Below are 12,493 nucleotides of genomic sequence, written 5' to 3' on the forward strand. Positions count from 1 at the left end.
TTATTCACCTATTTCTGCTAGATTTTCAGATCGTCTAGTTCCAGCAACGATACCTTTTCTAAATCATTGATGCCTGAAGTCAGGTCAATATCCTTGAGAGCGGTTTGCTTACAATCAATCACGGCTGACAGCACCTTTTTAATCCCTTTCGCAACGCTTTCAATGGTTTCTCTTGTAAACAGCTCAGTACTGTATTCAATGACAGAAGATAAACCGTTTTCGTCTTCAGAAGCGATCCAAAGCAAATCAAACCTGGAAACCGCTGTTTCATATTCATAGTCGGTTAGTGTGATCCCGTCTACCTCTAAAGCAGGCTGGCTTAGATTCTGCAGAGCAAAAACGGTATCAAAAATATGATTCCTATTTAACGTCCTATCTAACTTCAGATCTTGAACCATATGTTCATACTGATAATCTTGATGATCAAAGTCATCAATCACCAGCTGCTTGACATGGTGCAGAAATTGAGTGAACGTCATTTCTTTTTTCGGATAAAACCGAAGCGGAAGCATATTAACGAATATACCGATGATCCGCTGCAGTTCCTCCTGTCTTCTCCCCGCGACCGGAACGCCGACTACAATGTCGGACTGTCCAGTGAGCTTGTGCAGCAGGATTTGATAGATTGATAAAAGTCCCATAAACAGCGTGGCATCTTCATCGGCCATAATGGATTTAAACGCCTCAAGCTCTTTTTTGCTTATATCAAAACGATAATGGGCGCCGGCAAAGCTTTTGACATCAGGTCTCTGGTAATCAGCCGGCAGCTGAAGCTCACGGAAGCCGTCAAGCCGTTTCAGCCAATAAGTTTTCACCTCATTCAGATCTTCAGACAGAAGCATCTGATTCTGCCATTCTGAGAAATCTTTATATTGCAGTTCAAGCGGCGCAAGCTCTTTGCCGTCATACAGATCCATAAATTCGCTGACCAAGATATCCTGAGATAAACCGTCAGAAATAATATGGTGCATATCCAGCATCAGAATATACTCGTTTTCAGAGTTCTTAATAACACCGGCTCTCATCAGGGGAGCCTGATCAAGCTGGAACGGCTTTAAAAAGCTGCTGATGACTTCTTGTTCTTTTTGGTTTTGCCCTTCCTGGCCTGCCACATTTGATAGGTCAAAAAAGTCTGCATGAAATTCCGCATGCTCAGCTATGCACTGCATAGGAACACCGTCTATTGCTTTAAAGGATGTTCTTAAACTCTCATGACGATTCATCAATTGCCGGAACACATTCTCAAGCCTTTGCATATCAAGCTTTCCTGCAATCCGGCCGGCGGTGAACTCATTGTAGCCAGTGCTTGTTTGATCTAACTGCTGAACAAGATAAAGCCGTTTTTGCGCTGAGGATAACGGATAATAATCCCGTTTTTCAGCTTTTTCTATCTTTCTGTACATCTTCTTGTCGGCTTGGCTGATAAATTCGGCCATCTGCCTGATCGTCGGAATGTTAAAGAAATCCGGCAGCGCAATTTCCACATTGAATGCTTGATGAATAATGGAAATGAAAGTAATCGCCTTTAACGAATCCCCGCCCATCTCAAAGAAATCATCGTCTATGCCGATTTGATCAATCTTGAAAAATGACTGCCAATGAACAAGGAGTTCTTTCTCCATATCAGTTACTGGTTCAACATATTCAGCGGTAAGTTCTGGCCGCCCGTACAGCGAAATGTCCTCTTGCTCCTCACCGTTAGGCTGCTGCAGACGATTCACATATTTTTGTATCCTCTCCTGCAGATTCGTGGCAGACACTGCAATCTGATCCATATGATCAAATGTGAAAATTTTCTCGAAAACCTCTCTGCCCTCATGCGCACGAATCAGGGTATTTTCTAAATCGCCTCCGACTGGAATATCCGGTTTTTTGCCGTCTTCAAATTCCCAGCCGTCTAAATTTAGGGCTGTCCACTGAACAGGATGCTGCGCATTATGTTTATATACAAAGGCATCAACAAACTGGTTAACCGCAGTATAGGCGGTAAATCCAAGTCCTCCCAATATCGGAGACAAGGACGAAATCAAAAAGCAGAAATCAAGCGGTCGATCGGCCAACACTTTTTCTAATACCGCAACGCCCGTCATTTTTGCTTGAAAGTGAGCATTCGAAAAACTTTTATCCGTTTGTTCCATCATCCTGAATGATTGTTCGCCTGTTATTCCAGCTGCATAAATTACACCATGAATGGAGCCGTACTTACGTTCAGCCACATGAACCAGTTCAGACATATCCGCTTCACAGCTTGCATCCGCAGCAACAGCAGTGACTTCTGCGCCTGTTGTTTCTATCTCATATATTGACTTAATTTTTTTAACGGTTGGATCATCCTCAGCATGCGTGCTGATTAATGACTCCCATTCACTCCGCGGCGGTAGGCCGGAACGGCTTGTCAGAATCAGTTTTCCTTTTGTTTTCTCAGCAATGGTTTTTGCAGCATGTAAACCGATGAAGCCCAGCCCGCCAATCAGAATATATACGCCTCCGGGACGAAGGTGCCCTTGCGATGATTCTGCAGGCACTGCTTTGTGAATAAAACTCCTGATGTACCTTTTATTATCTCTGTAAACCGTTAAGAGATTGCCTGATTCGGTCATCAGCTCTGATCTGATGAGTCCCAGCAGCTTGTCTTCTTTCCAGGAATCTTCTTTCTGCCTGTCTATATCAATCACTCGATAGCGAAGGAACGGTGTTTCCTGAGATATGACCATACTTGGCCCCAGATGTACGGCTTTCTCTGGATACAGCATGTCTTCTCCGCCAAGCTGATACGTAAGGGACGATAACACAAAGATCGAAATGTCCTGCTTTGTTTCTTTCTTTTTCAATGCTTGGCCTAAGTAAAGCAAAGAGTAATAGGATTCGTTTTGCATCTGCTCAATCCACTCGGCAGCAGCGGTTTCATTCTTCTCTGCCAGCCCCCAGAGGTGCAAAATCCGGCTGTACTGAATCTTTTCCTTCTCCAACACTTCAAAAAGACGGCAGTAATCTTCCGCAGAGTCTGGGCGGAGTGTGTACACTCCTTTTTCAACCTGCTGAAAGTTATGCCCTTTTTTAACGATGACACAAGAACCGCAGGTGGATTGCATCCCCTGAATAAGCTTATGGGAAAAATCTCCACCCTCCATGAAGACAAGCAAATGTTGTTCCGTCGCTTCAATCTCGCGGGCAATCGGCAGGATTTCTTTTTCCCATTGCGGCAGGTAAAACCACTCCTGAAGCGGAAGCTTTCCTCCTGAATGTTTATTGCCTTTTCCGTTGGCAGTATGCTTCCGTTTGTGCCAGAAGGATTCCTTTTCAAAAGGATATTGAGGCATAGTAATCTTTTCAGGGTGTCTGCCCTCGTGCAGCCCGCGCCAATCAATGTCCGCGCCATACATCCACAGCGCGCCAATTCTACCGAGTAAAAATTGGACATCTGACATACTCTGTCTGCTGTGTTTTAACACATTGAAAGCATGCTGGCGCAGCTCATCGTTAATCGATCTCTTCACCAGCACACTTAAATCTTGTCCCGGGCCGATCTCGATAAAAATAGCATCTTCCTGCTTCGTTAACACGGCAATACCTTCGGCAAAGCGAACAGTCTCAGTCATGTGCCGCTTCCAATAGTTATAGTCTGCAGCTTCTTCATGCGCTATCCAGTCTCCCGTTAAATTCGAAAAGAAAGGAACACCCGGTTTTTGATAAGAAATGCGCTTAGCCGTATTTCCAAATCGTTCAGCGGCGGAAGCCATGACGTGCGAGTGAGCAGCAATTGAACCTTTTACTCTCATACAGAGCACTTTTTTGGCTTTTAACTGTTCTTCAAATGCGGAAATGTCAGACTCAAGCCCCGACACAATACAAGAAGCGTCATTAACAACAGCCAATGAAATGCAATCAGGGAGAATCGCTTTCAATTCTTCCTCTGGCATTGGCACGCTTAGCATGACGCCTGACGGCGCTTCGTGCATCGCTTGTCCTCGTAAGCTGATTAGCTTGATGGCATCACTTAGTGTAAACACTCCCGATACCGCGGCAGCCGTTAATTCACCGAAGCTGTAGCCGATCATAGCCCATGGCCGCAGCCCCCACTTCATCAGCAAAAGTGACAGCGCATATTCCAGCATAAAAATAGCCGGCTGGGCATATTTCGTCTCTTGAAGTTTTATCGCGGCAGAGTCTTCATCCTGCTGGTTAGGGTATAGAATATCCTCAAGCCTCTCACCGGTTGCTTCATAGAATTCTTGAAAACAGTGATCCATCTTCTCTTTGAAAAACGGCTCCTCCGTGTACAAATCCCTGCCCATGTTCACATATTGACTGCCTTGGCCCGAGAACATGAAGATCAATTTTTTCTCTTTTTTTTCCTGAATCCGCGACATTCGGCTGAGTCCTCTGTCCTTCTTCTCGGAAAGCAGGCGTATGACATCCTGTCTGTCCTTTGCCACAAACATTTGCCTATAATCAAAGTGCTGTCTTCCGGCCTGCAGCGTATAAGCGGCGTCTGCTGCATGAAGCTCAGAGTTCCTTTCCATGTGTTCGAGCAAAAGGTCTTTCGTTTTTTCTAAAGCATTCATCGTTTTTGCTGAAAGAGGAAACAGCTGATACGAACGCGTATGTTTTTCACGTTCATTGACAGGCGCTTCCTCCAGAACCACATGAGCATTGGTGCCGCCCATACCGAATGAGCTCACGCCTGCTCGTCTTGGGGTATTTGTTCTCTTCCACACTCGGAGCTTGTCATTCACTAGGAAAGGACTGTTTTCAAAATCAATATTCGGATTCGCTTCTTTAAAATGAAGACTAGGCACAAGTTGTTGATGCTGCAGAGAAAGAACTGTTTTAATGAGACCCGCCGCTCCGGCAGCAGCATCAAGGTGTCCGATATTCGTTTTTACGGAACCAATCCGGCAAAACGCGGTCTTATTTGTTTGAAACGCTTTCGTTAAGGCTTCAATTTCAATTGGATCTCCGAGAGCTGTGCCTGTCCCGTGGGTTTCCACATAGCTGATGGTTTCCGGTTCAATCCCCGCATCGGCAATCGCATCTCTTATAACCTCTGTCTGGCCTTCCACACTCGGCGCATTGAAGCCTACCTTTTGGTCACCATCATTGTTGACCGCAGATCCTTTTACAACCGCATAGATTCTATCGCCGTCAGCCAAAGCGCGGCTCAACGATTTCACTGCGACAAATCCGACACCATCGCCTCCAACAGTGCCTTTCGCGTCTTTATCAAAGGCCCGGCAATGGCCGTCTGGCGATTTCACCATATTCTCTTGATAGATGTAGCCTGACTTAACCGGATGGAGAATGGACACGCCGCCTGCGAGAGCCATATCAGATTCTCCATTCAGCACTGATTTGCAAGCCAAATGCAGCGCGACTAAGGAGGTTGAACAAGCTGTCTGCAGGGTAATGGCTGGACCTTTTAAATTAAGTTTATGAGCAACCCTCGTGCTGATCGTATAGGTATCATTTAAAGAGCCGATTTCAAACAGCTCTGACATCCTGCCGTCTAATGAGTCGGCGAAATGCTGGAGCCATTGAAAATTTGAGGTTGTCCCTGTAAACAAACCGATTTTCCCTTCATATTCAGCTGAAACACACCCCGCATCCTCCAGTGTTTTCCATACATACTCATGAAGAAGACGGATTTGCGGGTCCATGACCTCTGCCTGTCCCGGTGAATAGCCGAAGAAGGAGGCATCAAATAAATCGGGGCCGTCGATGATACCTTTCGCCCTTACATAATCAGTTCTCGTAAATGTTTGTTCATCAATGCCTGCCGCAAACAGCTCTTCATCAGTGAAAAAAGAGATGGATTCCTTGCCATTTTGCAGGTTATGCCAAAATTCATCTATGTTTTTAGCTCCGGGGAAACGCCCGGCCATCCCGATGATGGCGATGCTGTCATCTGAAGGATCCTTCCGCTTTGATATGAATGGTGTTTTCTTTTTTGATTGCTCTTCATCATGACCTGATAAGAATTCAGCGAGCATCTGAACTGTTGGACGGCGGAACATCTCAACCATCGGAATACTTTTTCCCGTTTCCTTAGAAAGCTGCTGATTGACTTGGATCAAGTGCAGAGAAGTGCCGCCGATTTCAAAAAATTTATCCTGAACATCGATGCTGTCTTGACCAAGTACACGTTTCCAAATCTCCAGCACCATCTTTTCTGTTTCAGAAGCTGGTGCTGCCTCAAGTGCCTTTCGTTTTGTCTCTCCAGCAAGCTCCGGCAATGCTTTTTTATCCAGTTTTCCATTGGCCGTCAGCGGCATCTCATCCATCACGATAAATCGGGATGGAATCATATATTCCGGCAAATGACGACGTAAGTATTCACGCAGCTGCTTTTCATCAATCGTCTCATCAGTGAAAAGATAAGCAGCCAGGCACGGTGTCTGGGACGCGTCCTTCTTCACGACAGCCGCCGCCCCTTTTATACGTCCGTAACGGCAGAGCCAGTGTTCAATCTCCCCGCTCTCAATCCGATAGCCCCTAAGTTTGATTTGGTCATCGTTTCTGCCCAAAAACTGAATGGTTCCATCCGGTAAAAAGCGGGCTGCGTCTCCTGTTTTATACATTTTTTCTCCGGGTTTAAAAGGATGAGCCACAAAGCGCTCTGCCGTCAGTTCCTTCCGGTCTAAGTAGCCTTCTGCCACTCCTTTTCCGGCAATATATAGTTCTCCCGCTGCTCCCTGGGGCAGAAGGTTCATATGTGAATCAAGAATGTATATATCAGTATGTGCTGCAGGCCGGCCGATCGGCACATACAGATCTTTATCCCTTTCAGATGAGTAGCGGTGAATCATGCAGCCGACTACCGTTTCCGTCGGGCCATATTCATTAAAAATTTCAATTTTCCCATCGAAGTTCTCTTCAACTTTCGCCGCCAAGGAGGTTTCTAATTGCTCTCCCCCCAGTATCAGGCACTTCATCACACTGTCCTGAAACGGCATCCCGGAAATGAAATGCAGATGGGACGGCGTTAACTTCATAACGTGGGCTCGATTATCTTTCAGAATTTGTTCCACAAGAAGCTGCTTGTTTTTATCCTGGTACACAATAATTGCGTTTCCGGTTATAAGCGGGGTAAAGATAGAAGTTACTGTTAAATCAAAAGATAAAGACGTATAAAGGGCAAAATCTCTATTATCACCTCTTACATATTGCTCGGCAGCCCAGGAAATATAATTTTCAAGACCAAGATGCTTAACAAGCACCCCTTTTGGCCTGCCTGTTGTTCCAGAGGTATATATGCAATACGCAATATCCTGCGGACCGTAATGTTTCACCAGATTGCTGTCGTTTCCTTGATAAAGGCTCTGATCGGTAATATCTATTTTCACACCATCGTACGAGTAAAGCAGCCCCTCAATATCCTCTGTCAGCAGCAGATTTACCCCGCTGTCCTGAAGAAGATATTCAATTCTTTCCGGAGGATAATCGGGGTCAACCGGAACATAAGCTCCGCCCGCTTTTAATACAGCGAGACAAGCGATCACCATTTCAATTGAATGTTCTGTTAAAATACCGACTCTTTGTGCAGGTTTGACTCCCTGACTTTCTAAAAAACGGGCGAGCTGATTCACTTTTTTATTTAATTGATCATAGGTCAGGGATTCTGAGCGAAACTCCACAGCAAGAGCGTCCGGCGTCTTTTCTGTCTGCCGTTCAAACAAATCAATAACAGTTTGATGTTCGTTGCCGGTCAGACCTTTATAATTGCAAAACTCTTCAAGCTGATAATGCACCTCATCTTCGGAAAGCATATTCAAGCGATGCACAGATCTGTCTGCCGGATACTCAATCACTTCCGATAACAGATTGAGAAAATGATCCCCCAGCTGCTTCACTTGAAGATCAGACATGACACCAGGATTGTATATAAATGAAAAATGGATATGTTCATCAAAAGCTTGTACACTCAATGTCAAATCAAACTCAGTTTGCTCAAACATGTCATATTGTTCAATTGAAAGAGGAAGACTGTTTGACTTAAGCATCTGATCAAGCGGATAATTTTCAATCACGACAATCGTGTCAAATAATGACTGCTCAGCCGTCAGCCCCGCATAAGTTTTTAAATCAGACAGCGGTGTATGCTCATATTCACTTCTTTTGGCAATCTGCTCATGCGCAAGCTGAATCACATCTAAAGGCGTGGACTGAGGCGCAAAACGAAGACGAAGCGGAATGGTATTAATAAACAGCCCCGTCATTTGTTCTATTCCGGGTACATCGGCGCTTCTTCCTGACACGGTTGTTCCGAACACCACTTCTTCTTGATCAGAATATTTCTTTAGCAGCAGACCCCAGACACTATATAGAATTGAAGAAAGCGTAACTCGCCGTTCAGCAGCGAGTGAGCGCAGAGCTTTTCCTGCTGAAACCGGAAGTTGTATTTCATGTTTAGAAAAAATAGCATTTCGCTTCCCTGGTCTTTCTGTATTTGGGAGCAATTGTACAGGTTCCCAGTCTTTCAATAACCCTTTCCAAAATGACGCCTGGCTGTCTTTTGTTTCACGCTGCTGTTCCTGCTGCCATTTCACAAATGCTTGATATGACGGTTTTTGAGAAATAACAGGTGTTTGACCCATGGATAATGCTTGATATGACTCCATCCACTCTTTGAGGACAATCCCCATGCTCCAGCCGTCCATCAAGATATGATGAAAGCTGATCATCATCCAGACCCCGTTTTCATCTATTTGATAAAGCGTGACACGAAAAGGTACTTCTTGAAGCTGAAACGGCTCTTTCCGATCATGCGCCGCAAGCTTCTCCTTCAGCTTTTCCTGGGAAATGCCTTTCTCGAACGAGATACTCTGATAACGGATATCTATTTTATGTTGCTTTAATATAACTTGAATGGGCTTAGCTGTTTCCTTCCACCTAAACACCGTCCGCAGCATTTCATTTTGCTGAACCGTTTGCTGCCATGCTTTTTCAAAAAGATCGCGGGCGGCAGGTTCGCTCTCTAGTTTTATCAGCATTTGTTCAAAATAAGCATTACCTTCCGGCTCCATTAAATGATGAAAAAGCAGGCCTTCCTGAATGGTTGTCAGTCCGAGAATGTTGGCTATGTTATTTTTATCTATTTTTTTCATTTGCTCACTCACTGAATCCTCTCCATCCTCTGCCTATATATGTTTGACGAAATATCGTCTCAATCCATAATTCGCTATAACTTGCTGCTGAATTTGAGATGTCCCTTCAATGATCTCCAATACTTTGGCTTCTCTGTACAGGCGGGCAGCTGAATGATCTCTGCTGAAGCCGCTTCCTCCATGGATCTGCACATTTGAATTGGTAATCTCAACAGCAACCTTTGAAGTGAAATATTTCGCGATAGACGTTTCCGTCACGGCCTCTGGATCTTGTTTCATCCGCATTTCGCCGGCTTTCATACATAACGAGCGGGCTGCATGCAGCTGTGTTACGGCATCACCGATCATTCCTTTAATCATTTGATGTTTGTAGAGCTTCTCTCCGAATTGGCTTCTCTTCCGTGAGTATGTTACTAAAGAATCGACGGCTTCCTGTGCAATCGCCAATCCGGCCCATGCCACACTGTATCTGCCATGATCCAAAGCCAAATTAACGATGTAACTAAAACCGCCCCCGATTGGCCCTAATATCTGGTCTTCAGAAACCTCTACGCTGTCAAACTCTATTTCCGCAAGATAAGAAGCTCTATTGGCCATCATGCCTTCCATTTTTTTTACCGTTACGCCGCTCTGGCGGCTGTCTACAATAAAGGCTGTAACCACTTCTCCATCACGGGCTATAACCAGAAAAAAGTCAGCAATGGCGCCAAAGGAAATCCATTTTTTTCTGCCGCTGATGACATAGCAGCTTCCGTTTTTTGTATACGATGTTTCAATGTGGTTTGCGTCTGAACCAATGTTTGGTTCAGACAATGCAAACGCTCCGATTTTCTCTCCTTTTCCGATGGGGACAAGCCATTCTTCTTTTTGGCGCTCAGTACCGTACCGCAGCAGAGATTCACCGACTAACGAATTCACAGTCAAAAGGGTTCGAATATTACAGCACGCTTTACCTGCTTGTTCAGTAAACAAACCGTACTCGACAGGGTTCAATCCCAGTCCGTGATAGACCTCCGGAATACCCGCAGCAAAATAAGATTTGCTCCCTAACTCTTTTATTAATTCTGCCGGGATGCATTCCTTCTCATCAAACTCGCCTGCAAAAGGTCTGATTTTTTCGTCACAATACCCCCGGAAATCTTGAATGATGTCGGCTTTCACCTCAGCTGTTTTCATTAGCAAGCGCTCCGTTCTGTTTCTTTTCAATTAGGCTGACGATTCGGTTTACTGTGCTAAAGTTAGCAATATCTAAATCTTCGTTATCAAGTTGGAACCCAAAGTTTTGCTCAAGAAATGTGACAAGCTTCATCGCAAATAAAGAATTCACAAATCCCATTTCAAAAATGTGATCATCATTGGTTAATTCGATTTCATCGTCAAAGACCACCAAATTTTGTTCAATATATTCTCTAATTTGTTCATGAAGATTCATCTATTTGCTCTCCCCGCTATTTAGATTAATTTCAGCTTCTTGCAACAGGTGATTGGCTGAATTCCGTTTTGACCTCGACATACGCAGGATACGGCTGAATCCGGCTCAGGTCATTTTCAAATAAAATGAAGCCGTCAGGGCCCTTCGTATGTTCTTTGAAATTGGCAAATTTATATGTGATATACATGACTCTGTTCCGATCTGTTTGTTTAAAATCAGCAAACAGTTTTTTCCCTTTTTGTTTCGCTTCATTTAAAATAGCTGTCAGTAAAATCGTACCGACACCGCGGGACATAACCCGGCATGACATTAAAAGAAGATTAATATGCCATTCATCTCTCTTTTCTTCTATTAAGGAGAGTCCGATCTTTCCATAAGAGCCGTACTTGTCCTCAAGCTCGCAGACCAGCAGCATATGAGAGTCTGACTCTCGGAAATAATTTAATTCCTGATAATCGTATGTTTTTCCGCTTGCATTCAGCTGGTTTGTACGCACCGTAAGCTCTTCTGCCCGCTGTAAGTCGCTTTCTTGCGCATGGCTGATCGTAAACTTCATATTCAGAGTGGCAAGAAATTGTTCGGATGGTCCTTCAAACTGCTCTTCGTCCTCTTTTCTGCGGTCATCCTCCAGATACATCTCCCGGCGCCTTTTGGCATCCTCCGTTATGAATGCAGGCTTCAGCAAAGGATCGACGATTAGATCCTTATACCGAACGGCATCCCAGCACGTGATCTCCGGATGGGCATTTTGCACTTCTTCCCTCTCAAACGCTTGGTCGTCAATAAAGAGAATCGTATCCTTATGGATATTGAGGTTTTTGCTGATTTTTTCCAAAGAAACCGATTTGGCATTCCAGCTGATTTCCGGATATAAAAAGAAATGGTCAATTCCAAATTCCTTTAATTTTTCCATAGCAGCAGCTTCGTCATTTCTGCTTGCGACAGACAGCAATATGCCGCGTTCATCAAGCTCAGCCAAAATTTCCTTGATGTTGTCATTCAGCTTTACATCATCAGATTCAAGCAGAATACCCTCCCATAGCGTATGATCTAAATCCCAGACAACACACTTAACTCCCTTTTTCAATGGTCTGCTCCTCCTTTAACTGTATCGAAAGAATCCTTGTCCTGACTTTCTCCCTAACTTTCCTGCGTCTACCATTTTCACGAGCAGCGGACATGGCCTGAACTTTGAATCTTTGTAGCTTTCATATAGTACCAGCAAGGAGTTAAGGATCGTATCAAGACCAATTAAATCCGCAGTCGCGAGAGGACCCATTTTATGCCCGAACCCGCCGCGGAAGATTTTATCCACATTGGCTGGTGTCGCCACTTGATCTTGAACCGTCCAAATGCTTTCATTAATGGTCAGCATTAACACACGATTTGACACAAAGCCAGGCAAATCATGAACAACGACAGGATTTTTGTCGAAAGATTTCAAAAACTCGACGGTTGCATCGACAGTCTCGTCAGAGGTGGCATCGCCCCGAATCACCTCTACAAGTTCTTTCAGAGGAACAGGATTCATAAAATGGGCTCCAATTACCTTTTCAGGGCGATGCATCAGTGAACCGACCTTCGTAATTGAGATACAGCTTGTATTTACAAGATAGATGGCATCTTCTCGGCAGATATCCTTTAATTGTAAATACACTTGTCTTTTGATCTCCCAATCTTCTGTTACGTTTTCAATGATGATATCAGCCGGCTCCACATTGTGCGGCTCAGTCGTGAATTGAATGTTATCAAGCACATCTTCCAGTGACATGCTGAATTTTTCTTTACGCATCAGTTGAACAAGCCTGAATGTCTTTTTAATATTTTCCTCTGCGGCTTTCAGTTTTTCATCACTGATATCCAGCAAAATCACTTGATACCCATTCGCAGATAAATCAAGAGCCATATCGGCCCCCATGACGCCCCCTCCGATAACACCGGCAGTTCTGAAATCCAT

The 12,493-nt window shown here is 44.5% G+C and carries 5 protein-coding genes; all 5 read right to left on the reverse strand.

What is annotated here, in order from left to right; genetic code table 11:
- Positions 1–17: 17 nt before the first annotated feature.
- The 5 genes from BV11031_RS14850 to BV11031_RS14870 are packed head-to-tail and all read right to left on the reverse strand — an operon-like array spanning position 18 to position 12,493.
- Positions 18–9,116 carry a hybrid non-ribosomal peptide synthetase/type I polyketide synthase gene (locus BV11031_RS14850; protein ID WP_010329099.1) on the reverse strand — a complete coding sequence of 3,033 codons (9,099 nt, stop codon included), beginning with the start codon at positions 9,114–9,116 and terminating at the stop codon, positions 18–20.
- 21 nt (positions 9,117–9,137) lie between these two features.
- Positions 9,138–10,280 (reverse strand): acyl-CoA dehydrogenase family protein, encoded by a 1,143-nt coding sequence (locus BV11031_RS14855; protein WP_010329098.1) that lies wholly within the window; start codon positions 10,278–10,280, stop codon positions 9,138–9,140.
- Positions 10,267–10,536 (reverse strand): acyl carrier protein, encoded by a 270-nt coding sequence (locus BV11031_RS14860; protein ID WP_003240117.1) that lies wholly within the window; start codon positions 10,534–10,536, stop codon positions 10,267–10,269. Before BV11031_RS14860 ends, BV11031_RS14855 begins: the two co-directional genes overlap by 14 nt.
- A 31-nt stretch (positions 10,537–10,567) precedes the next feature.
- Positions 10,568–11,623, reverse strand: a complete 1,056-nt coding sequence (locus BV11031_RS14865) for an HAD-IIIC family phosphatase (protein ID WP_129550784.1) — start codon at positions 11,621–11,623, stop codon at positions 10,568–10,570.
- A 15-nt stretch (positions 11,624–11,638) separates the two neighbouring features.
- On the reverse strand, positions 11,639–12,493 hold the full coding sequence (locus tag BV11031_RS14870; protein WP_010329097.1) for a 3-hydroxyacyl-CoA dehydrogenase family protein: 855 nt from the start codon (positions 12,491–12,493) through the stop codon (positions 11,639–11,641).

It is taken from the genome of Bacillus vallismortis (assembly GCF_004116955.1).
Classification (GTDB): domain Bacteria; phylum Bacillota; class Bacilli; order Bacillales; family Bacillaceae; genus Bacillus; species Bacillus vallismortis.